Raw genomic sequence first — 22390 nt, forward strand, 5'->3', positions numbered from 1 at the left:
CGATGTCCCACGAGGATTCGTCGGCACTCACTGTTACGTCACATTTCCCGACCATTGTTGACAGCAACCGGTATTCCGTACTGTCGCTTCAACGGCATCCGCCACTTGACCTTCCGACCGTTCCAGGGGGAACACATGTCCGCACCCGAGACCTGGCGCTTCGAGACCAAGCAGATCCACTCGGGCGCCGCACCCGACCCGGTGACCAAGGCCCGCGCCACGCCGATCTACCAGACCACCTCATACGTCTTCGACAGCGCCGACCACGCCGCGAACCTGTTCGCGCTCGCCGAGTTCGGCAACATCTACACCCGCATCCAGAACCCGACGCAGGACGTGCTCGAGCAGCGCCTCGCCGCCCTCGAGGGCGGAACCGGCGCCCTGGTGCTGGCCAGCGGCCAGGCAGCGTCGACGTTCGCGGTCCTGAACATCGCCGAGGCTGGCGACCACTTCGTCGCGTCGAGCTCGATCTACGGCGGCACGTACAACCTGTTCAAGTACACGCTGAAGAAGCTCGGCATCGAGGTCACCTTCGTCGAGAACCAGGACGACGCCGAGGAGTGGCGTCGGGCCGTGCGCCCGAACACGAAGCTCTTCTTCGCGGAGACGATCGGCAACCCGCAGATCAACATCCTCGACATCCGCACGGTCGCTGATGTCGCGCACGAGAGCGGCGTGCCGCTCATCGTCGACAACACGATCGCCACGCCGTACCTGATCCGCCCCTTCGAGTTCGGCGCCGACATCGTCGTGCACTCGGTCACGAAGTTCCTCGGCGGTCACGGCACCACGATCGGCGGCGCCATCATCGACGGCGGCACGTTCGAGTGGTCGAAGAACGTCGACAAGTTCCCGGGCCTCACGGTTCCGGACCCCTCCTACCACGGCGCCAGCTACACCGCCGCGGTCGGCGACCCGCTCGCCTACATCATCAAGGCTCGCGTGCAGCTGCTGCGCGACCTCGGCTCCGCCATCTCGCCGCAGAGCGCGTGGAACCTGATCCAGGGCATCGAGACGCTGTCTCTGCGCATCGAGCGCCACGTGCAGAACGCGCAGGAGATCGCCGAGTGGCTCGACAGCCGCGACGACGTCGCCACCGTCAACTACTCGGGGCTGCCCTCGTCGCCGTGGTACGCGAAGGCGAACGAGTACGCGCCCAAGGGTGTCGGCGCGGTGCTCTCGTTCGAGCTGAAGGGCGGTGTCGAGGCGGGTCGTGAATTCGTGAACAGCCTGTCGCTGTTCAGCCACCTCGCCAACATCGGCGACGTGCGCTCGCTCGTCATCCACCCGGCGTCGACCACGCACGCCCAGCTCACCCCCGAGCAGCAGCTCACGGCCGGCGTGACCCCCGGTCTCGTGCGCCTCTCGGTCGGCATCGAGAACGTCGAAGACCTCAAGGCCGACCTCGACCAGGCACTCGCGGCAGCACGCCGTGTGTCGGAGGCCGCTCGCGCCTGAGCGACGTCATCTCGAAGATGCCCCGGACCCGTGTGGTCCGGGGCATCTTCGCGTCTGGCCCGCGGCTGGTCTCGGCGTACATGCCCGCGACGGACGCGGAGAACGCGCGGACGTAACCTGCGGCCGCGCCCCCTCACGCCAGGCGACAATGGAGGAATGGACTGGCAGACGACCTCGGAAGACACGGTCCCGTCTGCGCCCGTTCCCGAAGCCGACGTGCGGCTGCTGCGCGCTCGTCCTCCCGCCACCGGGGCCTGGCGCGACGGCGACCCCGTCGGCGGGCGGCGTTTCGCGACGTTCGGGGCCTTCGCGACCGAGAGCGGAACCGAGCTGCCGGGCATCCGCATCGCCTACGAGTCGTGGGGCGAGCTCAATGCCGCCCGTGACAACGCGGTGCTCGTGCTGCACGCGCTCACGGGCGACAGCCACGTGCGCGGCGACGCCGGTTCAGGGCACCCCACCGCCGGGTGGTGGCAGGACCTGATCGGACCGGGCGCCCCGCTCGACACGGACCGCTGGTTCGTGATCGCGCCGAACATGCTCGGCGGATGCCAGGGCTCGACCGGGCCCGCCAGCGTGGCGCCCGACGGGTACGAGTGGGCGTCGCGTTTTCCGTATCTGACCATCCGTGACCAGGTCGCCGCGCAGGTGCGCCTGGCGGATGCGGTGGGCATCGATCGCTGGGCCGGCATCATCGGCGGATCCATGGGCGGCATGCATGCCCTCGAGTGGGCGATCACCCATCCCGAGCGCGTGGAGCGCCTCGCGGTGCTCTCCTCTCCCCCGGTGACCACCGCCGACCAGATCGCGCTCAACACCGTGCAGCTCGAGACGATCCGCATGGATCCGCGGTTCCAGGGCGGCGAGTACTACGACCTCGCCGACGGCGACGGCCCCCACCGCGGGCTCGCTCTCGCCCGCCGCATGGCACTGCTGAACTACCGGAGCCCGATCGAGCTGAACCAGCGCTTCCAACGCTCGTGGCAGTCCGACGTCTCCCCCTCGGACACGGCGGACGCTTCGCCGTGGAGTCGTACCTCGACTTCCACGGCAACAAGTTCACCCGCCGCTTCGACGCCAACAGCTACATCACGCTTGTCGAGGCCATGAACTCGCACGACGTCGGCCGCGACCGCGGAGGCGTCGAAGACGCGCTGCAGATGGTGACGGCCACGACGCTGGTGCTCGGCATCGACACCGACCGCCTGTTCCCCGTCGACGGCCAGCAGCGCATCGCCCGCAGTATCCCGAACACCCTCGACGGCAACGAGGCGGTCGTGCTGACCAGCGACTTCGGGCACGACGGCTTCCTGATCGAGAGCGAAGCGGTCGGAGCCCACCTGCGGCGACTGTTCGCCAGCTAGTTCTCGACCCCGCCCGGCCCATCAGCTGCGTGGAAGCGCCAGGGCAGCGCCGCGGCATCCAGTTGCCCCTGCTCCCAGGCGAACGCACGGCCCGCCTCGGTGTCGAGGACGCGGGTCCGGAAGAGCTCTGCAGAGCCAGCGGAGCCGGCAGACGACATCGCCGAGTCCGCATCCGCGAAGGCGGACAGCTGATGCAGCGTGAGCCAGGTGGGCGGGAACAGCTTCCATTCGCCGGCACCGTGCCGCGCGAGGGCGTCTACCGGGCGGATCCAGGCGAGCTCCCGCACCTCGTCGGGCGACGGGATCGGATCGGCTTGCGGCGCCATCGCGAGGAAGAACCAGGTGCGGATGCGGGTCGGCGCCTCGACGGGCGGATGCCACTGCGACAGCGGGACCAGCGCATCGACGCGGAGTCCGACCTCTTCGAACGTCTCGCGGATGCCGGCTCTGCGAGCATGCTCGCTCTCGGGCTCGCCCTCACGCACGTCGAGCGGCTCGACCTTCCCGCCCGGGAACACCCAGGCGCCCGCGAACGAGCCGCGAGAGGGACGGCGCAGCAGCAGAACCTCGAACCCGGTCGCCGCCGGACGCAGCAGCACCACGGTTCCGGCGATGGGCAGCGATTCCTCGGGCGATACCTCGGTGGCGTCCACCCCGCCACTCTAGGACGCGACGAGCACGCCGGGAGCGCTGGAGCGGGCCTCGGCGCGGTACGACAGCAGAGCAATGAGCAGTCCGACGAGGGCGAGCGCGACGCCGATCCACGCGGGTGCCGCGAATCCCCAGCCGGCCGCGATCACCACGCCGCCGAGGAAGGCGCCGAGACTGTTGCCGATGTTGAGAGCCGAGTGATTCATGGCCGCGGCGATCGACTGGTTGTCGCCTGCCACGTCCATCAGGCGCGTCTGGATCGTCGGGCTCAGCACGGCCGACACGAAGCCGACCACCAGCACGAGCAGACACAGGCTCACGATCCAGAACGACAGCGCCGCCAGGAGCGCGTAGGCGGTGGCGGAGGCCACGAGACCCCACAGCAGCGTGCGACGCAGGTCGATGTCGGCCAGGTGTCCGCCGACCAGGTTGCCCGCGGTCATCCCGAGCCCCATCAGCACCAGCACGATCGGCACCACCCACTCCGGAGATCCCGCGACACCGGTCACCAGCGGTGCGATGTAGCTGTAGACGGCGAAGAAGCCGCCGAAGCCGATCGAGCCGACGCCCAGGGTGAACCACACCTGGCGAATGCGGAAGACCCCGAGCTCCTGCCGCATCGTGCGACCGGGAGTGCCGGGGTGACGCGGCACGAACAGCGCGATGCACCCGGTCGCGAGCGCGAACACCAGCGCCACGACCGCGAAGGCGGCACGCCACCCCCACTGCTGGCCGAGGAAGGTCCCCAGCGGCACACCCACGACGTTGGCGACGGTGAGCCCGGTGAGGATGAACGCCACGCCCTTGGCGCGGTTGCCCGGGCCCATGACGTCGGCGGCGACGAGAGCTCCGATGCCGAAGTACGCGCCGTGCGGAAGACCGGCGAGGAAGCGGGAGACGCCCACGAGCTCGAAGGTCGGCAGCACCACCGTGAGCGCGTTGAACACCGTCAGGGCGAGGGCGAGCACGAGCATCACGCGGTGCCGCGGATAGCGGGCGACGAAGCCGGCGATCGTGGGAGCGCCGATCACCACGCCCAGGGCGTAGAGCGAGATCAGCCAGCCGGCCTGACTCAGCGCGTCCTCCTGGCTGCTCGACCAGAGGGACGGCAGGAGGTCGCCGGCGATGTCGGGCAGCAGGCCCATGATGACGAACTCGGTCATGCCGATTCCGAAGCTGCCGATGGCGAGGGAGAGGAGCGCCCACTTCGCCGCACCCCTCGATTCAGTCGAGGGATTCACCGGATCAGTTTAGTCGCTTGCGCGGAGCACCGAACGCCCCCGGCGGGTGCGCCTACTCCGTCGCGTCCTCGATCGCCGCCTCGAGCCGGTCCAGCTTCGCGTCGAGCTCGCCGGAGTAGCCGGGTCGGATGTCGGCCTTGAGCACGAGCGAGACGCGGGACCCGAACGGCATCACCGCCTCGGTGGCGCGCTTGACGACGTCCATCACCGTGTCCCAGTCGGGGCCTTCGACCTCGGTGAACATGCTGGTTGTGCGGTGCGGAAGCCCGGATTCGCGCACCACGCGCACGGCGGCGGCCACCGCATCATGCACCGAGGCATCGATACGTTCGATTCCCTCGGCAGGGGTTCCGCTCGGTGCGACGGAGAAGGCGATCAGCATGGTTCACTCCCGGTGGGTCGATGGACGGACGGGCACCCGCACGAGTGCGCGGATGCCGACGATGAGAAGGACGAGCAGCAGCGCATTGCGCAGCGTGAGGACGAGAACCGGCAACAGCTCGGCACGCAGCAGCGCGTCGTAGCTCAGCGGGTACACCAGGCACGTGAGCGCGCAGAGGACCAGCACCAGGACGGCAGGCACGCGAGCGCGGGCCCCATCGAGCACGAGCCACAGCAGGATCGGCGCGACCAGCCACGTCTGGAACTGCGGGGAGCCGACCTTGTTGCCGACGATCAGCGCGGCGACGATCGAGAGGGCCAGCGGCGGAAAGGCGTGCGCGAAGGACGCACCGCGACGCACCAGGAACACACCGATGGCGGCGAGCGCGGCGACCAGCACCAGCATCACCGGGGTCAGTGCGGCGGAGACGTGGTTCACTCCCTCGGCCGTGATCTGGAAGGTCAGGATGTCGAAGCTGTACTCGATGCGGGCGGAGCCGGTGACCGCGAGCCACAGGAACGGCGTCGCGGCGACCGCTTCGATCTGGAGCCCTCGGCCGGCCTGCGCGGTGAGGAACCCGAACACCTCACTGTCGGCGCCCAGCAGGAGCAGGGAGACGATCACGGCGGCGGACACCGCGGCGGCAGCGACCAGCATGCGGATCCGTGCGCGCAGAGCGATGACGGCGGCGACCAGCAGCGCTCCCGGCCAGATCTTGATCCACGCCCCGACGGTCAGCAGAGCGGCGGCGAGCGCGGGCCGGCTCACCAGCCACAGGCCGCCGACCAGAGCGAGCGGCACCGTCACCGCGTCGATGCGGTACACCGCGATCGGTCCGAGCAGCAGCAGCGCCGCACTCCAGAACCAGGCCGCACTCGCGCGCGGGCGCGACGGCGAACGGCCGAGCAGCACCGCGAACGCGAGAGCGTCGAGCACGGTGACCAGCACCGCCCAGGCGATCAGGTAGGCCCCCGAGACCCCGAGGATCGGGATCAGCGGCATCGACAGGACCTTCGTCAGCAGCATGGGCACCAGAGCCAGCTGCGGATACACCCAGGTCTCGGTCACCCCCACGACGGCGCCGCCGCTGAGCGCGTCGGACGCCCACGGCTCGTACACCAGCACCACGTCGCCCATCGGCTGGCTCGGGTAGATCCACCCAGTCCATGCGGTGACGAGGTGCACCGTCAGGAACACGCACCACAGCAGCGTCAGCCGCGCGATCGCGGAGCGCCTCATGCCAGCAGATCCGCGATCGCCCTCGGCAGCGCCTGCGCCACGTCGAGGGCGACGATCGGATGCCCGGGGGTGACCGAACCCGCGCTGTCGGAGGCGAGTCGTCCGGCACAGCCGTGCAGCCAGGCGCCGGCCGCGGCGACCTCGGCGACGGAGGCGCCGGTATTCGCCGCCAGCAGGGCACCGAGGATGCCGCCGAGCACGTCTCCCGTGCCGGCGGTCGCGAGCCACGGGGTGCCGGCCGCAACCTCGATCACCTGCCCGTCAGATCCGGCGACCACCGTGCGCGCGCCCTTCAACAGCACCGTGGCGCGGAGCGCGGTCGCGACCTCGACAGCGGCCCCCACGCGGTCGCCGTCGTCGGACTCCCGCATCCGCAGAGCAGTGCGCAACCGGGCGAATTCCCGCGCATGCGGGGTGAGCAGCAGGGGGGCACGACTGCCGGGCACGAGGTCGAGGGCGCCGGCATCCACGACCACGACCGCGGAGCCCGAGAGGATTTCGCGCAGGGCCGACGTCTCGGCATCGGAGCGCTCGTCGGGATCCGTTCCGGAGCCGATGACCCAGGCGTCGATCCGCGAGCGACCGGTGTCGGCTCCGACGACCGTCTCGGGCCGTCGCGCCAGCACGGCGTCCGCAGGCCGCTGCTCGCCGACGTAGCGCACGAATCCGGCACCGGCGCGCCACGCCGCCTCGACACCCAGCACCGCGGCTCCCGGGTATGCGGCCGAGCCCGTGCGCAGCGCGACGACGCCGCGTGAGTACTTGTCGTCGTCCGGCGTCGGCACCCGCAGGAATCGGGCGGCGTCGCTCCGGGACCACTCGCGAACCTCGACCATGACTCCACGTTAGCCCGACGGCCTTGGCGCCACTCACCGCGTTGTACCGTCGAGAGGTGAGCATTCTCTTCTCTCCTCTTCGCATCCGATCCCTCACCGTCCGCAATCGCCTGTGGGTCTCGCCCATGTGCATGTACAGCGCCGTCGACGGTGTCGTGCAGGAGTGGCACCACACGCATCTGGCTCAGTTCGCCTCCGGAGGTGCGGGGCTGATCGTGGCCGAGGCCACGGCGGTGCTGCCCGAGGGCCGGATCTCGCCGCGTGACACCGGCCTGTGGAACGATGCCCAGCGCGACGCGTGGGCACCGATCGTGCAGGCGATCCACGATCGCGGCGCGGCCGCCGGCGTGCAGCTCGCGCATGCGGGACGCAAGGCGTCGACGTGGTGGCCCTGGGCTGACGAGAGCGGATCCGTTCCCGACGACCAGGGCGGGTGGACGACCAAGGCCCCCTCCGCCGTCGCCTACGAGGGGTTCGCCGAGCCGGTCGCGCTCGACGCCGCGGGCATCGACGAGATCGTCTCCGCTTTCGCCACCGCCGCTCGTCGTGCGATCGACGCGGGATTCGACGTGCTCGAGCTGCACGGCGCGCACGGCTACCTCCTGCACGAGTTCCTGTCACCGCTGTCGAATCAGCGCGAGGACGAGTACGGCGGCACGCTCGAGAACCGCGCGCGTCTGCTGCTGCGCGTGCTCGACGCCGTGCGCGCCGAGGTCGGCGACGACGTGCCGGTGTTCGTGCGCATCTCGGCGACCGACCACGCCGAGGGCGGCTTCACGGCTGACGAGGCGGCGCAGGTCGGCGAATGGGCGGCCGCGCACAGCGCCGACCTGATCGACGTCTCCAGCGGCGGTCTCGTCGCACACCAGCAGATCAGCGTGTTCCCCGGGTATCAGGTGCCGCTCGCTGAGAGTGTGCGCCAGGGCGGCCGCATCCCGGTCGCGGCCGTGGGCCTCATCACCGCTGCCGAACAGGCGGAGCAGGTGCTGGCGGAGGGCGCGGCCGATGCGATCTTCTCCGGCCGCGAGTGGCTGCGCGACCCGCACTTCGCTCTGCGTGCCGCGCACGAGCTCGGTGCCGAGATCACCTGGCCGCCGCAGTACGACCGCGCGCACTGGCGCTGAGCCCGGACGCGACGACGGAGGCCGCCGATCCCCTCGGGGTTCGGCGGCCTTCGTGCGCGTGGATCGGTGGCGGGACGGTCAGCGGCCGCGGATGCGACGCGTCGCGTCCTGCACCTCGCCGACCAGCTCCTCGAGGATGTCCTCGAGGAACAGCACGGCGGTCGTCTGCCCGGAGGCGTCCCGCACCTTCGCCAGATGGCGTCCGGCTCGCCGCATGAGTGCGAGCGCATCCTCGAGATCCGTGTCCTCCTGCACCGGCACCATGTGGTGCACGCGCTTGGCCGGAACGGGCTGCACCATCTTGCGCTCGGCCTCGGGGCCCTCGGACGCGCGCAGGATGTCCTTCAGGTGCACGTAGCCGATCGGAGTCGCTTCGTCGTCGACGATCACGTACCGCGAGAATCCGTAGCGTGCCACGGCCTTCTCGATGTCATCCGGTGTCGTCGACTGCGGCAGCGTCACCAGATCGCTCAGCGGAACGGCCACGTCGCGGGCCTTCTTGTCGGTGAACTCCACAGCGGCCGCCACGGTACCCGCGGTGTCCATCAGCACGCCCTCACGGCGCGACTGGTTGACGATCGTGGCGACCTCGTCGAGTGTGAACGTCGAGGCGGCCTCGTTCTTCGGCTCCACCCGGAACAGACGCAGCACGCCGTTCGCCGCGGCGTTGAGCACCCAGATCACCGGCATGAACACCTTCGACACCCACACCAGTGCGGGGGCGAGCAGCAGCACGGCCCGGTCGGGCACCGAGAACGCGAGGTTCTTCGGCACCATCTCACCGAACACGACGTGCAGGAACGACACGATCAGCAGCGCGATCGTGAACGAGACGACGTCGACGACCCCGTCCGACCAGCCGAACGCGTGCAGCGGCACGGCGAGCAGATGATGGATCGCCGGCTCTGAGACGTTCAGGATCAGCAGCGAGCAGATCGTGATGCCGAGCTGCGACGTCGCGAGCATGAGCGTCGCGTGCTCCATCGCGTACAGCGCGGTCTTCGCCGATCGCGACCCCGCTTCGGCACGCGGTTCGATCTGCGAGCGCCGTGCGGAGATCACCGCGAACTCGGCGCCGACGAAGAATGCGTTCGCGACCAGCAGCACGACGAGCCAGGCGAGTCCTCCCCAATCGCTCATCGGGCGGCCTCCTCTTCGCTCTGCTGCGGACTCGCGACGTACTTCACACGATCGACGCGGCGACCGTCCATGCGGACGACCTGCAGCCGCCCGCTGTCGACCGGCACTTCATCGCCCACGACCGGGACGCGCTCGAGCACACTCATCACGAAGCCTCCGACCGTGTCGTAGACCTCGCCCTCCGGCACCTCGACGCCGGCGCGCTGGCGCAGCTCGTCGGGGCGAAGCTCGCCGGGGAAGGTGATGCCGTCGAGGTTGCGGACCACGCCGGCGCGGGTGCGGTCGTGCTCGTCGGCGACCTCGCCCACCAGCTCCTCGACGAGGTCCTCGAGGGTCACCAGGCCCGCCGTTCCGCCGTACTCGTCGACCACGATCGCCAGCTGGTAGCCGCGGGCACGCAGCTCCGAGATGAGGGCGTCGACGTGCACGGTCTCAGGCACGCGCAGAGGGTCGGTCGACAGCGCGCCGACCGGCACTTCGGTGCGACGTTCGCGCGGTACGGAGATCGCGGCTTTGAGGTGCACCACGCCCGTGATGTCGTCGAGGTCGTCGTCGTACACCGGGAACCGGCTGTGGCCGGTGCGCCGGGCGAGCTGGATGACGTCGTCGGCCGTGTCTCCTGCCGCGATCGCGTGCATGCTCGGGCGGGCTGTCATGACGTCGGCCGCCGAGAGACGCGAGAAGGTCAGGGTGCGATCGAGCAGCGTCGCGGTGTCGGCCTCGAGCACACCGGCGCTGGCCGAGCGGCGCACCAGCGACGACAGCTCCTCGGCGCTGCGGGCGCCCGAGAGCTCTTCCTTGGGCTCGATGCCCATGCCGCGCAGCACCCCGTTGGCGCTGCCGTTGAGCACGACGACGGCCGGACGGAACACCGCCGTGAACGCGGTCTGGAACGGGATCACGAGCTTGGCCGTGGCACGGGGCAGGGCCAGCGCGAAGTTCTTGGGAACGAGTTCGCCGAGGATCATCGAGAGCACCGTGGCCACGAACATGGCCACCACGGTGGCGATGGGAGCGACGGCGGGCTCGGGGATGTTCCAGGCGACGAGAGTCGGACGCAACAGGTTCGACAGCGCCGGCTCCATCGTGTAGCCGGTGAGCAGAGTGGTCAGCGTGATGCCGAGCTGTGCCGACGACAGATGCGTCGACGTGTGCTTCAGGGCACTGATCGTGAGGGAGAGTCGGGTCTCCCCGCGCTCCTGCCGCGCTTCGAGCTCAGCGCGGTCGAGATTGACCAGCGCGAACTCGCTCGCGACGAACAGGCCGGTGCCGATCGTGAGCAGCAGCCCCACGCCCAACATGATGTAGTCCATCAGAGGTTCCCCTCCGGATGGAGGGGCGGACAGTGGGGCGAAGTTCTGCAACTGGGAGGGTCGTCCATGGTGACGACGATTCTATCGAATCTTCACCAGCTGACGGGCAGCGCCTTCCCCTCCTCGTATCCCGCGGCCGACTGCAGGCCCACCAGCGCCCGCTCGTGGAACTCGGCGACGGAAGCGGCGCCGGCATAGGTGAACGAGGAGCGCACGCCCGAGGTGATCATGTCGAGAAGATCCTCCAGCCCCGGGCGCAGCGGGTCGAGATAGATCTTCGACGACGAGATGCCCTCGGCGAAGAGCTCCTTGCGCGCCCGCTCGTAGGCATCGAGGCGACCGAAGCGCGCCTGCACCGCTTTGGTCGAGGCCATCCCCCACGACTCTTTGAAGATCCGTCCGTCGGCATCGCTCTGCAGTTCACCCGGCGCCTCGATCGTGCCGGCGAACCAGGAGCCCACCATGACGGATGCCGCGCCGGCCGCGAGCGCCAGCGCCACGTCGCGCGGGTACCTGACGCCACCGTCTGCCCAGACATGTGCTCCCAGCTCTCGAGCGGCCTCGGCGGTCTCGAGCACAGCAGAGAACTGGGGCCGTCCGACCGCGGTCATCATGCGCGTGGTGCACATCGCCCCCGGTCCCACGCCGACCTTGAGGATCGACGCCCCGGCGTCCACGAGATCCTTCACGCCCTCGGCGGTGACGATGTTGCCCGCGACGATCGGCAGACCGAGGCCCAGTGCCGACACGGTGCGCAGGGCCCGCAGCATCGAATCCTGATGGCCGTGCGCGGTGTCGAGCACGAGCACGTCGACGCCGGCCGCCGCGAGTGCCCGCGCCTTCGCGGCCACATCGCCGTTGATGCCCACCGCCGCAGCGACCGCGAGGCGTCCGTCCGCATCGACCGCGGGACGGTACAGGGTGGAGCGCAGCGCGCTGCGTGCGCTGAGGGTGCCGACGAGGTGTCCGTGGTGCACGACGGTCACCATCTCGACGTCGGCGTCGGTGATCACGTCGAATGCGTGCCGCTCCGAGCCGATGTCGTCCGCGTCGATCGACGGCGTGCCCGACCGCACCAGGTCGCCGAGCTGCGCATCAGGCAGCGCGGTCGCGAGTCGCGTCGCCGGCAGGATGCCCCGGATGCGGTCGACGTGCACGGGCGACGGGCCGTCGGCGACGACGATCCCGTGTCCTGCGGTCGGGGGCAGCAGGCGCAGCGCATCGGCGACCGATGCCTCCGGCGGCAGCACCAGCGGCGTGTCCCAGAGCACCGGCTGCGCCTTGACGTCTCGGATGGCCGCGTCGAGCTCCTGCAGCGGCATGTCCTGCGGGAGCACGGCGATCCCGCCGCGTCGGGCGATCACAGCCGCGAGCCGCGGTCCGGTGACGGAGTTCATGTTCGACGCCACCAGCGGGAGCGTGGCTGGCGTGCCGTCGCCCGGGGCAAGGTCCACCTGCAGGCGGCTCGTGACCTGAGACCGCCGTGGCACCAGGAACACATCTGAATACGTCAGATCGACAGTGGGCAGCGCGCCGGAGAACTCCATGCCTCCACGGTACCGAGATCCACGGGTCCCTGGTCGGTGCGTTCCACGACGGCCGGAGGGAAACACGTTAGGCTGGGAAGTCGAGAGTGTGCGAACCCGGGCGCAATCCGCGCCCTTCGTGAGCACAGTGAGCTTCAGCGATGAAAGAGGGCGATCGAGAGTGTCGAACCAGGTGACCGGCGTCGGGGGCGACGGGGGGTTCGGAGCCAATTCGTGGCTCGTCGAAGAGCTCTACGAGCAGTTCAAGGAGAACCGCGACTCGGTCGACAAGGAGTGGTGGCCGATCCTCGAGAAGTACCACTCCGACACCGCGGTTCCAGCGGCTGCCTCTGATGCACCCGCAGCACCGGCACCCGCCGATGCCCCGAGCGCCGCGCACCCTGTCACCGCACCGATCCCCGTGATCGGATCGCAGCCGGTGGCCCGCACGACCACCAAGCCTGCAGCTGCCGCTCCCATTCCCGCGCAGGCCCCGAAGCCCGCGGCGAAGGAGGCCGTCGACGCGGCCGAGGAAGACAAGGTCACGCCGCTGCGCGGTCTGCCCAAGACGCTCGCCGCCAACATGGACGAGTCGCTCACCGTCCCCACCGCGACCAGCGTGCGCACCGTGCCCGCCAAGCTGATGATCGACAACCGCATCGTCATCAACAACCACATGGCCCGCACCCGCGGCGGCAAGATCAGCTTCACCCACCTCATCGGCTGGGCCCTGATCCGCACGCTCGACGAGTTCCGCAGCCAGAACGTCTTCTACGCCGAGATCGAGGGCAAGCCGTCCGTCGTCTCCCCCGCGCACGTGAACCTCGGCATCGCGATCGACCTGCCCAAGCCCGACGGCACACGCGCGCTCATGGTGCCGAGCATCAAGCGCGCCGACACGATGAGCTTCTCCGAGTACCTCGTCGCCTACGAAGACCTCGTCACCCGCGCACGCAACAACAAGCTGACCGCCGCGGACTTCCAGGGCACCACGGTGTCGCTCACCAACCCCGGCGGCATCGGCACGGTGCACTCGGTGCCGCGTCTGATGAAGGGCCAGGGCTGCATCATCGGCGCCGGGGCCCTCGAGTACCCGGCCGAGTTCCAGGGCGCGAGCGACCGCACGCTCAACGAGCTGGCGATCGGCAAGACGATCACGCTCACGAGCACCTACGACCACCGCGTCATCCAGGGTGCGGGCTCCGGCGAGTTCCTCAAGAAGGTGCACGAGCTGCTCATCGGGCAGCGCGGCTTCTACGACGACATCTTCGCGGCACTGCGCATCCCGTACGCGCCGATCCGCTGGAACCACGACATCGCCGTCGATCTCGCCGAGCGCGTCGACAAGCAGTCCCGCGTGCAGGAGCTGATCAACTCCTTCCGCGTGCGCGGCCACCTGATGGCCGACATCGACCCGCTGGAGTACGTGCAGCGCTCGCACCCCGACCTCGAGATCGAGAGCCACGGGCTCACCTTCTGGGACCTCGACCGCGAGTTCGTCACGGGTGGATTCGGCGGCCGGCGCATCGCCAAGCTGCGCGACATCCTCGGCGTCCTGCGCGACTCGTACTGCCGCACGCTCGGCATCGAGTACATGCACATCCAGGACCCCGAGCAGCGGCGCTGGTTCCAGGAGAAGGTCGAGGTGAAGTACCAGAAGCCCGGCCACGACGAGCAGCTGCGCGTGCTGCGCAAGCTCAACGAGGCCGAGGCGTTCGAGACCTTCCTGCAGACGAAGTTCGTCGGTCAGAAGCGCTTCTCGCTCGAGGGCGGCGAGTCGCTGATCCCGCTGCTCGACGAGATTCTCCAGGGGGCGGCGACGGCCGGCCTCGACGGTGCGGCGATCGGTATGGCGCACCGCGGTCGCCTCAACGTGCTCACCAACATCGCCGGCAAGACCTACGGCCAGGTGTTCCGCGAGTTCGAGGGCACGCAGACGCCCGGCAACCAGCGCGGCTCGGGTGACGTGAAGTACCACCTGGGAACCCAGGGCACCTTCGTCGCCGACGATCAGTCCGAACTCCCTGTGTACCTGGCGGCCAACCCCTCGCACCTCGAGACGGTCGACGGCGTGCTGGAGGGCATCGTCCGCGCGAAGCAGGACCGCAAGCCGATCGGCACCTTCGCGTGGCTCCCGATCCTCGTGCACGGCGACGCGGCGTTCGCCGGTCAGGGCGTCGTGGTCGAGACGCTGCAGATGTCGCAGCTGCGCGGCTACCGCACCGGTGGCACCATCCACGTCGTCGTCAACAACCAGGTCGGCTTCACCACGACCCCGAGCGACGCGCGCACCTCGATCTACGCCACCGACGTGGCGAAGACCATCCAGGCGCCGGTGCTGCACGTCAACGGCGACGACCCCGAGGCCGTCATCCACGTCGCACAGCTCGCGTTCGAATACCGCGAGCGCTTCCACCGCGACGTCGTCATCGACCTGGTGTGCTACCGCCGACGTGGCCACAACGAGGGCGACGACCCCTCGATGACGCAGCCGCTGATGACCGACCTGATCCAGGCCAAGCGCTCGGTTCGTCGCCTGTACACCGAGTCCCTCGTCGGCCGTGGTGACATCACCGAAGAGGAGTACGCCGAGGCCAAGGCCGACTTCCAGAACCGCCTGGAGATCGCCTTCGCCGAGACGCACGCCGCCGAGACCGGCGCCACGCCGATCGCGGCGCAGAGTGCGGCTCCCGCCGAGGAGCAGACCGGTGCCCCCGATGTCACCGGAGTTCCCAACGAGGTCATCCAGCTGATCGGTGACGCATTCGTGAACAAGCCCGAGGGCTTCACGGTGCACCCGAAGATCAACCAGCTGCTCGAGAAGCGTCTCGACATGAGCCGCAACGGCTCCGTCGACTGGGGCTTCGGCGAGCTGCTCGCCTTCGGCTCGCTGCTGGTCGAGGGAACGACCGTGCGTCTCGCCGGTCAGGACGCGCGCCGCGGCACCTTCGTGCAGCGCCATGCCTCGCTGCACGACCGTGCGAACGGTCAGGAGTGGCTCCCGCTGTCGAACCTGTCCGACGCACAGGGCCGCTTCTTCGTCTACGACTCGCTGCTCAGCGAGTACGCCGCGCTCGGCTTCGAGTACGGCTACTCCGTCGAGGCTCCCGAGGCGCTCGTGCTTTGGGAGGCGCAGTTCGGCGACTTCGTCAACGGGGCCCAGTCCGTGATCGACGAGTACATCTCGGCGGCCGAGCAGAAGTGGGGTCAGCAGTCCAGCGTCACCCTGCTGCTCCCCCACGGATACGAGGGTCAGGGGCCGGACCACTCGTCCGCGCGCATCGAGCGCTTCCTGCAGATGTGCGCGCAGGAGAACATGATCGTCGCGCGTCCGTCGACTCCCGCGTCGTACTTCCACCTTCTGCGTCGCCAGGCTTACGCTCGGCCGCGCAAGCCGCTCATCGTGTTCACCCCGAAGGCGATGCTGCGTCTGCGCGGAGCGACCAGCCCGGTCGAGGCGTTCACGCAGGGCCGCTTCGAGCCGGTCATCGACGACGACCGCGCTCTCGATCGGTCCGCGGTCAAGCGCGTGCTCGTGCACTCCGGCAAGGTCCACTGGGATCTGCGCACCGAGGTCGAGAAGAACCCGAACCCCGAGGTCGCTCTGGTCCGTCTGGAACAGCTGTACCCGACGCCGATCGACGAGCTCAAGGCCATCACCGACTCGTACCCCAACGCCGAGCTGCTGTGGGTGCAGGAAGAGCCGGAGAACCAGGGTGCCTGGCCGTTCCTGGCACTGGCGTTCGCCGATGTCCCGGGTGACCGGACCTTCCGTCCCGTCACCCGCACGGCATCCGCTTCCCCGGCCACGGGCTCGTCCAAGGTGCACGCGGCCGAGCAGGCGACCCTGCTGCGCGAGGCTCTGACCATCAGCTGAGCCGCGTCTCGTACGCGAAAGGGGCGTCCCGACCTTCTGGTCAGGACGCCCCTTTCGCGTCTGTGCTCAGCGAGCCGGAGCTCAGTACCAGATGTCGAGCGACGGGGCGGGGAACGCGACGAAGGCCCGGTCCAGGGCCTCGACGGTGAGCTGCTCGGCAGCGAGGCGTCCGGCTCCGCGCAGCGACTCAGCGCGCACTCCCCCGGCGTACAGCGACGACAGCGCCGCGACGCCCATCGTCGCGTCCGGGGTGTCGTCGCTCTTCGCCACCGTCGCGCGGCCGTCTGCGTCGATACGGAGTCGCCAGGTACCTGAGGTGAAGTCCAGCGGATCCTCCACGCGGATCACGAGGTCGACCGGCGCGCTGTATCGCCGGGCCTCGAGCGTGCGCGGCAGGTCGATGATGCGCAGCCATCCGTGGTCGTGGATCTCCTGCGTCACGCCACGCGGATCGGCGACGAGCCACGGCAGCGGGTCATCGGGCGTCTGCAGATCGGCCGTCACCTCGTCGACCAGGTCGTGCTGCACGGCGAAGCGCCACAGGGCCGCGCGGGCATCCGCGGTGTCGGCGAACAGCGCGCGCACGCGGAGCGCGTGCCGGAACGTGGTGCCCCGCTCCTCGAGCGCGTAGACGAGGACTCCGTGGACGTCGCCTGCGACATCGAGGTATCGGACGCCACGGATCTTCTCGCGGTCGGTCTCGCCGGGGGCGACACCGGCGAAGCCCTCCCAGCGCTTCGGCCACCCGGGGATGCGTCCCGACCGCGAACCGCGATCGCTCTCGTGCACCGCGGCGAGGTCGTCGACCAGCTCGGCCTGCTCGCGGTACTCGACGCGGCCGGCCGGTTCGAAGCCCGCCCAGCCTGCGCGGCGGGTGTCGACCGTGTAGCGGACGGCGGGAAGCGCCGATCCGAAGCCGTAGCGCCCGTAGATCGTCGCCTCGGAGACAGTGAGACCCGCGATCGGCACGCCGGCGGATGCCGCGGCCCGTAGTTCGCCCTCGAGGAGTGCCCGGGCGATCCCGCGACGTCGGTGCGTGGTGGCCACGGTCACGCCGCTGATCGCCCACATGTCGAGCTCACCGCCGGGGATGGTCATCGGGGTGACCCAGGCGTCGACGGTTCCGATCGGGCGAGCCGCGGTCGAGGCGTCGGCCTCGTAGACGCCCACTGTGCGACGCGTGCTGAGGGTCGATCGCTCGTGCGCGAGAACCTCGGCGGTGGGTTCGCCGCCGAGGAAGCCGCGGTGCACGGCCCGCTGATACGGCTCCGCCCCGGTCTCGTCGGCCAGGTCCACGACCCGGTAGTCGAGCGAGCGAGCACGGAGCCGTTCGCGCGAGATCTCGTCGGCAGGAACGTCACGGGAGTCGATGATCGTCATGACTCCAGCCTAGAGTCGTCGACCGACATCGCCGACGACAGCAGCGCTCAGTGCTGAGACGCCTGCACCTCGCGCAGGCGGGCGAACACCTGATCGCGCAGCTCCTCAGGAGCGGTCTCCTTGCAGGCCCGTGCCACGACCTCGGTCAGGGTGGTGGCGACCAGCGCCTCGTCCCGGCAGGATGGGCAGTTCTCGAGATGTTCGCGGATCTCGGTGTGCTCGGTCTTGCACACCTCGTTGCGGAGGTACTCCTCCAGATCCAGACGCGCTTTGTCGCAACCGCAGTCGCTCATTCCGTGCTCCTCATCTTCGTCGCCGCGGCGATGCCTCGCTCAGCGGCATAATCAGCCAGCAGCTCCCGCAGCATCCGTCTGCCACGATGCAGACGGCTCATCACGGTGCCGATGGGGGTCTTCATGATGTCGGCGATCTCCTGGTAGGCGAAGCCCTCGACGTCGGCGAGGTACACCGCCAGCCGAAAGTCCTCCGGGACCGCCTGAAGGGCGTCCTTGACGACGGATGCCGGCATCCGATCGATCGCCTCGGCCTCCGCCGAACGACCGTGTGAGGCCGTCGTGGATTCCGCGCCGCCCAGCTGCCAGTCCTCGAGCTCGTCAATGGTGCCCTGGAACGGCTCTCGCTGCTTCTTGCGGTAGATGTTGATGTACGTGTTGGTCAGGATCCGGTACAGCCACGCCTTGAGGTTCGTGCCCTGCGAGAACGTCGCCCACGACCCGTAGGCCTTGACGAAGGTCTCCTGCACGAGGTCAGCGGCGTCGGCGGGATTGCGGGTCATGCGCATCGCGGCGGCGTAGAGCTGATCCATGAACGGGATCGCCTGCTCTTCGAATTCGCGTCGCGGGTCGCCGACAGTGGCTGCGGTTACGGTGTCATCCATCACCGGCCAGTCTAGGCCGCTGATGTCCACCGTTTCGCGCTCCAACGTGGCGAGCATGCTGTCTCCTTCTCGGCGGGTACGTCGCCGTTCACTAAGGTGGAAACCGATGAGCGCCAACCGGTATTCCCCTCCCCCCGCCCGGGGCGTCTACGCCGCGCCCACGACCGCCGACGCCGTGCACGCCACACTCACCATTCCCGGGTCGAAATCGCTGACGAATCGCGAACTGATCATCGCCGCGATCGCCGACGGGCCCGGCCGGCTGGTGGCACCGCTGCACTCAGACGACTCCCGCCGGATGATCGAGGCGCTGCGTGCACTCGGCGTCGGGATCGAGGAGGTCGACGACGGCGGCGAGTTCGGTCCTGACCTCATCGTGACCCCGGCGAAGCTCACCGGCGGCGTCACCGTGGACTGCGGCCAGGCCGGCACTGTGATGCGGTTCATCGCGCCGCTGGCCGGACTCGCGGCGAACGACGTGCATCTCACCGCGCACGAGACGGCTCTGCATCGTCCGATGGGCGGGCTGATCAGCGCGTTGCGCGACCTCGGCGTCGACATCGACGACGAGGGAACGTGGGCGCTGCCGTTCACGATCCGCGGTCATGGCCGCATCCGCGGCGGTCGCGTCGAGATCGACGCCTCGGCGTCCAGCCAATTCGTGTCCGGTCTGCTGCTCGCCGCGCCGCGCTTCGACGTCGGGCTCCACCTGGTGCACACCGGTGAGCGCCTGCCCAGCCTTCCGCACATCGACATGACCATCGAGGCCCTGAGTCGGAGGGGCATCCGCATCGAGCGGCCCGCCGTCGGCGAGTGGCTCGTCGAGGCCGGCGTGCCGCGCGCGAAGGAGATCGCGATCGAGCCGGACCTCTCCAATGCCGCACCGTTCCTCGGCGCCGCTCTGGTCGCCGGCGGATCCGTCACCATCACCGGCTGGCCCGCGCATTCGACCCAGCCCGGAGCCCTGCTCCCCGAGATCCTGCAGGCGATGGGTGCGCACACGAGCCGCCACGGTGGCGCACTCACGGTGCGCGCGGGCAGCAGCATCCACGGCATCGACATCGATCTGTCCCCCGCGAGCGAGCTCACTCCGACCCTCGTCGGACTCGCCGCGTTCGCCACGACGCCCACGACCATCCGGGGCATCGGCCACATCCGACTGCACGAGACCGACCGCATCGCCGCGCTCATCGCGAACATCCGCGCGCTCGGCGGCGAGGCCGAGGAGCTCTCGGACGGCCTGCGCATCATTCCCCGCCCGCTGCACGGCGGCACGTGGGCCGCGCACCACGATCACCGGATGGCGACCACCGGCGCGCTGATCGGCCTGCGCGTGGCGGGTGTCGAGATCGACGACATCGGTACGACCGCGAAGACCCTCCCCGAGTTCACGCTGCTCTGGGAACGGATGCTGCGAGGCGCGGACGCGTGAGCTGGCTCGACGACACGAATGACCTCGATGACGACTTCGAGGACTACGACGAGAGCAGAATCCGCTCCCGCCCGAACCCGAAGGCCAACAGGCCGCGCACCAAGCGACGACCCGCCCACGCGGACGCGACGGTCGGCCGCGTGCTCGGGGTCGACCGCGGCCGCTACACCGTCCTGATGGACGAGGGAACCGACGACGAGCGCACCGTCTCGGCTACCCGCGCCAGGGAACTGCGACGCAACCCGATCGTCACGGGCGATCAGGCGCGCGTGGTGGGCGACACGAGCGGCGCCGAGGGCACGCTGGGCCGCATCATCGGCATGCTGGACCGCACGTCGCTCCTGCGCCGCAGCGCCGACGACACCGACCAGGTCGAGCGCGTGATCGTCGCGAACGCCGATCAGATGCTGGTCGTCGTGGCGGCCGCCGACCCCGAACCCCGGGCACGCCTCGTCGACCGCTATCTCGTCGCGGCTCTCGACGCCGGCATCCGTCCCCTGCTCGTGGTGACCAAGACCGACCTGGCCGACCCCACCAACTTCCTCTCCCACTTCGACGGGCTGGATCTGCGGGTGTTCACCAGCGCCCGCGACGAGATGCCCACCGAGGAGATCGGTGCCGCGCTCGTCGGCCACTCGACCGTGTTCGTGGGTCATTCCGGCGTGGGCAAGTCGACGCTCGTCAACCAGCTCGTGCCGACCGCGCTGCGCGCCACCGGCCACGTCAACCAGGTCACCGGCCGCGGTCGCCACACGTCATCCTCGACCGTGTCGCTGCGGTATGAGGGCGCCGAGGGAAACGGCTGGGTCATCGACACCCCTGGCGTGCGCTCCTTCGGCCTCGGCCACGTCGACCCCGCGAACATCCTCGCCGCATTCACCGAGCTCGCCGAGATCGCCCAGGACTGCCCGCGCGGATGCACGCACCTGACGGATGCCCCCGACTGCGCGCTGATCGAGGCGGCCGAGCGAGGCGATCTCACCGAGACCGGACGCGCGCGTCTGGACTCGCTGCAGAGACTGCTGCAGACGTTCTCCGACAAGGCAGAGCAGACGCCCGGCCGATAGGCTGTGACGGTGACTCAGCGCCTCGACACCGGTAACGCCGCTCCCGACTTCACCCTGCTCGATCAGGACGGCTCGACCGTCCGCCTCAGCGACCTGCGCGGGCAGAAGACGATCCTCTACTTCTACCCCGCCGCCATGACCCCGGGCTGCACCACGCAGGCCTGCGACTTCCGCGACAGCATCTCGTCGCTGCAGGGTGCCGGGTACCGCGTGATCGGCATCTCCCGTGACGAGCCCGCGAAGCTCGCCGAGTTCCGCGAGCGCGACGGGCTCACCTTCACGCTGCTCAGCGACCCCGACCATGCCGTCCACACGGCGTACGGCGCCTGGGGCGAGAAGATGAACTACGGCAAGACGGTCGAGGGAGTCCTCCGCTCCACCTTCGTGCTCGACGAGGAGGGTGTCATCACGCTCGCCCAGTACAACGTCAAGGCGACGGGACACGTGGCCCGGCTGCGCAAGCTTCTCGGCATCGACGCCTGAGCGGGCGCGCCGGTCGACCTCGATTCGTCACGGCCTGCCGCGGAGAGGCCGCACCTCAGTCGGCTGAACGCTGCTGGCTCTCGCTGCGCGCGCTCGAGATCAGCAGGGCGAACCCGACAAGCCCCGGCAGTCCGACTCCCGTGGTGAACGCCCACGGGATCGGCTGCAGCGTGAGCGATGCGAGGGCGAGCGCCACCGCCAGCACCTGGAACACGACTCCACCCGACCGCGCCCAGGAGCGGCCGGAACGTACGCCGGCGGCGAAGGCGAACAGGCACACCGCCCCGATGAGGGTCAGCACGATCAGAGCGATGGCGGTCGGGAGTGACGCCGCGTCACCCGCGCCGAGGCCCACGAGCTCGATCACGGCGAAGATCAGCAGCACCGCGCCTTCGAGAGCGAGAACGGCGGCGGCGGTCAGTGCCAGTCGCGGTGCGCGCACGTCATCTCCTGAGAATCGGATGGGAAGGACGAAAACCCTTGATTTCGCTGGTTTCATGTAACAGAATAGACAGCGTCATGTGCTCCCACAGCGGCGTGGGGCGGACGCTTCGTCCGCATCACAAAACGCGGGCATCCGTCCGCATCTGAATAGGGTAGCGGAACCCGAGCCGTCACCCGAATCCGAGCCATCGCGTCGCGATCGTTCTAGATAATCCACACCGAGGAGCCCCCATGGATTGGCGCGATAAGGCCGCCTGCTTGACTGTCGACCCGGAACTGTTCTTCCCTGTGGGGAACACCGGACCCGCGGTCGATCAGATCGAGAAGGCCAAGACCGTCTGCGCCACCTGCACTGTCACCGAGATCTGCCTGCAGTACGCACTGGAGTCCAGCCAGGACTCCGGCGTCTGGGGCGGTCTCTCCGAAGATGAGCGCCGCGCGCTCAAGCGTCGCGCCGCTCGCGCCCGCCGCGCTTCCTGACCGCGCAGACCGAGAGAACCCGACGTGCCTGAGGGCATGTCGGGTTTCGCCGGTT

General features: G+C 69.4%; 19 protein-coding genes and 1 pseudogene. 8 read left to right on the top strand and 12 right to left on the bottom strand.

Annotated elements, in window-relative coordinates:
• Positions 1-135 precede the first annotated feature (135 nt).
• Positions 136-1458, top strand: coding sequence for a bifunctional o-acetylhomoserine/o-acetylserine sulfhydrylase (locus AC2D10_RS04510; RefSeq protein WP_484710735.1), 1323 nt, complete (start codon positions 136-138; stop codon positions 1456-1458).
• 156 nt (positions 1459-1614) lie between these two features.
• Positions 1615-2822, top strand: a pseudogene (gene metX, locus AC2D10_RS04515) (homoserine O-acetyltransferase MetX).
• On the opposite strand, the gene AC2D10_RS04520 reads toward metX, so the two are convergent.
• Genes AC2D10_RS04520 through AC2D10_RS04540 form a run of 5 tightly spaced genes read right to left on the bottom strand, consistent with a single transcriptional unit; the run spans position 2819 to position 7171 of the window.
• Positions 2819-3475: an NUDIX hydrolase gene (locus AC2D10_RS04520; RefSeq protein WP_484710736.1), complete on the bottom strand. Its 657-nt coding sequence runs from the start codon at positions 3473-3475 to the stop codon at positions 2819-2821. The pseudogene metX and the gene AC2D10_RS04520 overlap by 4 nt on opposite strands.
• A gap of 9 nt (positions 3476-3484) precedes the next feature.
• Positions 3485-4714 carry an MFS transporter gene (locus tag AC2D10_RS04525; RefSeq protein ID WP_484710738.1) on the bottom strand — a complete coding sequence of 410 codons (1230 nt, stop codon included), beginning with the start codon at positions 4712-4714 and terminating at the stop codon, positions 3485-3487.
• A gap of 52 nt (positions 4715-4766) precedes the next feature.
• Positions 4767-5096 (bottom strand): thiamine-binding protein, encoded by a 330-nt coding sequence (locus AC2D10_RS04530; protein ID WP_484710739.1) that lies wholly within the window; start codon positions 5094-5096, stop codon positions 4767-4769.
• 3 nt (positions 5097-5099) lie between these two features.
• On the bottom strand, positions 5100-6335 hold the full coding sequence (locus AC2D10_RS04535) for a hypothetical protein (protein WP_484710740.1): 1236 nt from the start codon (positions 6333-6335) through the stop codon (positions 5100-5102).
• Positions 6332-7171 carry an NAD(P)H-hydrate dehydratase gene (locus AC2D10_RS04540; RefSeq protein WP_484710741.1) on the bottom strand — a complete coding sequence of 280 codons (840 nt, stop codon included), beginning with the start codon at positions 7169-7171 and terminating at the stop codon, positions 6332-6334. The genes AC2D10_RS04535 and AC2D10_RS04540 overlap by 4 nt, the downstream gene beginning before the upstream one ends.
• Before the next feature lie 56 nt (positions 7172-7227).
• Between AC2D10_RS04540 and AC2D10_RS04545 the strand changes: the two genes are divergently transcribed.
• Positions 7228-8295 carry an NADH:flavin oxidoreductase/NADH oxidase gene (locus AC2D10_RS04545; RefSeq protein ID WP_484710742.1) on the top strand — a complete coding sequence of 356 codons (1068 nt, stop codon included), beginning with the start codon at positions 7228-7230 and terminating at the stop codon, positions 8293-8295.
• A 78-nt stretch (positions 8296-8373) separates the two neighbouring features.
• Here AC2D10_RS04545 and AC2D10_RS04550 read toward each other — a convergent pair whose 3' ends face one another.
• From AC2D10_RS04550 to guaB1, 3 genes are all read right to left on the bottom strand, one after another.
• A complete protein-coding gene (locus AC2D10_RS04550) occupies positions 8374-9435 on the bottom strand; it encodes a hemolysin family protein (protein WP_484710743.1) in 1062 nt (353 codons plus the stop codon).
• On the bottom strand, positions 9432-10748 hold the full coding sequence (locus AC2D10_RS04555; protein WP_484710744.1) for a hemolysin family protein: 1317 nt from the start codon (positions 10746-10748) through the stop codon (positions 9432-9434). Before AC2D10_RS04555 ends, AC2D10_RS04550 begins: the two co-directional genes overlap by 4 nt.
• 92 nt (positions 10749-10840) lie before the next feature.
• On the bottom strand, positions 10841-12295 hold the full coding sequence (guaB1, locus tag AC2D10_RS04560; RefSeq protein WP_484710745.1) for a GMP reductase: 1455 nt from the start codon (positions 12293-12295) through the stop codon (positions 10841-10843).
• Positions 12296-12455: 160 nt separating this feature from the next.
• Between guaB1 and AC2D10_RS04565 the strand changes: the two genes are divergently transcribed.
• On the top strand, positions 12456-16151 hold the full coding sequence (locus AC2D10_RS04565; protein WP_484710746.1) for a multifunctional oxoglutarate decarboxylase/oxoglutarate dehydrogenase thiamine pyrophosphate-binding subunit/dihydrolipoyllysine-residue succinyltransferase subunit: 3696 nt from the start codon (positions 12456-12458) through the stop codon (positions 16149-16151).
• 81 nt (positions 16152-16232) lie between these two features.
• Here the strand turns inward: AC2D10_RS04565 and AC2D10_RS04570 are convergent, their stop codons facing one another.
• The 3 genes from AC2D10_RS04570 to AC2D10_RS04580 are packed head-to-tail and all read right to left on the bottom strand — an operon-like array spanning position 16233 to position 18486.
• On the bottom strand, positions 16233-17531 hold the full coding sequence (locus AC2D10_RS04570; protein ID WP_484710747.1) for a GNAT family N-acetyltransferase: 1299 nt from the start codon (positions 17529-17531) through the stop codon (positions 16233-16235).
• Between the two features lie 47 nt (positions 17532-17578).
• Positions 17579-17824, bottom strand: a complete 246-nt coding sequence (locus AC2D10_RS04575; protein ID WP_484710748.1) for a zf-HC2 domain-containing protein — start codon at positions 17822-17824, stop codon at positions 17579-17581.
• Positions 17821-18486, bottom strand: a complete 666-nt coding sequence (locus AC2D10_RS04580) for a sigma-70 family RNA polymerase sigma factor (protein ID WP_484710749.1) — start codon at positions 18484-18486, stop codon at positions 17821-17823. The genes AC2D10_RS04575 and AC2D10_RS04580 overlap by 4 nt, the downstream gene beginning before the upstream one ends.
• A 49-nt stretch (positions 18487-18535) precedes the next feature.
• Here AC2D10_RS04580 and aroA point away from each other — a divergent pair, with 49 nt between their 5' ends.
• Genes aroA through bcp form a run of 3 tightly spaced genes read left to right on the top strand, consistent with a single transcriptional unit; the run spans position 18536 to position 21411 of the window.
• A complete protein-coding gene (aroA, locus tag AC2D10_RS04585; protein WP_484710751.1) occupies positions 18536-19861 on the top strand; it encodes a 3-phosphoshikimate 1-carboxyvinyltransferase in 1326 nt (441 codons plus the stop codon).
• Positions 19858-20928 (top strand): ribosome small subunit-dependent GTPase A, encoded by a 1071-nt coding sequence (gene rsgA, locus AC2D10_RS04590; protein WP_484710752.1) that lies wholly within the window; start codon positions 19858-19860, stop codon positions 20926-20928. Before aroA ends, rsgA begins: the two co-directional genes overlap by 4 nt.
• 9 nt (positions 20929-20937) lie before the next feature.
• The gene (gene bcp / locus AC2D10_RS04595; RefSeq protein ID WP_484710754.1) at positions 20938-21411 is read left to right on the top strand and encodes a thioredoxin-dependent thiol peroxidase; all 474 of its coding nucleotides are present in this window, start codon (positions 20938-20940) and stop codon (positions 21409-21411) included.
• A 55-nt stretch (positions 21412-21466) separates the two neighbouring features.
• Here bcp and AC2D10_RS04600 read toward each other — a convergent pair whose 3' ends face one another.
• The gene (locus tag AC2D10_RS04600; protein ID WP_484710755.1) at positions 21467-21853 is read right to left on the bottom strand and encodes a hypothetical protein; all 387 of its coding nucleotides are present in this window, start codon (positions 21851-21853) and stop codon (positions 21467-21469) included.
• A gap of 233 nt (positions 21854-22086) precedes the next feature.
• On the opposite strand from AC2D10_RS04600, the gene AC2D10_RS04605 reads away from it, so the two are divergent.
• On the top strand, positions 22087-22335 hold the full coding sequence (locus AC2D10_RS04605; RefSeq protein ID WP_028503730.1) for a WhiB family transcriptional regulator: 249 nt from the start codon (positions 22087-22089) through the stop codon (positions 22333-22335).
• Positions 22336-22390 lie beyond the last annotated feature (55 nt).

Source organism: Microbacterium sp. PI-SA-G (genome assembly GCF_057215335.1).

Coding starts and splice junctions, on each gene's coding strand:
- AC2D10_RS04510 (WP_484710735.1), top strand. CDS start 136: ATGTCCGCACCCGAGACCTGGCGCTTCGAGACCAAGCAGATCCACTCG.
- AC2D10_RS04530 (WP_484710739.1), bottom strand. CDS start 5,096: ATGCTGATCGCCTTCTCCGTCGCACCGAGCGGAACCCCTGCCGAGGGA.
- AC2D10_RS04535 (WP_484710740.1), bottom strand. CDS start 6,335: ATGAGGCGCTCCGCGATCGCGCGGCTGACGCTGCTGTGGTGCGTGTTC.
- AC2D10_RS04540 (WP_484710741.1), bottom strand. CDS start 7,171: ATGGTCGAGGTTCGCGAGTGGTCCCGGAGCGACGCCGCCCGATTCCTG.
- AC2D10_RS04550 (WP_484710743.1), bottom strand. CDS start 9,435: ATGAGCGATTGGGGAGGACTCGCCTGGCTCGTCGTGCTGCTGGTCGCG.
- AC2D10_RS04555 (WP_484710744.1), bottom strand. CDS start 10,748: ATGGACTACATCATGTTGGGCGTGGGGCTGCTGCTCACGATCGGCACC.
- guaB1 (WP_484710745.1), bottom strand. CDS start 12,295: ATGGAGTTCTCCGGCGCGCTGCCCACTGTCGATCTGACGTATTCAGAT.
- AC2D10_RS04570 (WP_484710747.1), bottom strand. CDS start 17,531: ATGACGATCATCGACTCCCGTGACGTTCCTGCCGACGAGATCTCGCGC.
- AC2D10_RS04575 (WP_484710748.1), bottom strand. CDS start 17,824: ATGAGCGACTGCGGTTGCGACAAAGCGCGTCTGGATCTGGAGGAGTAC.
- AC2D10_RS04580 (WP_484710749.1), bottom strand. CDS start 18,486: ATGCTCGCCACGTTGGAGCGCGAAACGGTGGACATCAGCGGCCTAGAC.
- aroA (WP_484710751.1), top strand. CDS start 18,536: ATGAGCGCCAACCGGTATTCCCCTCCCCCCGCCCGGGGCGTCTACGCC.
- AC2D10_RS04605 (WP_028503730.1), top strand. CDS start 22,087: ATGGATTGGCGCGATAAGGCCGCCTGCTTGACTGTCGACCCGGAACTG.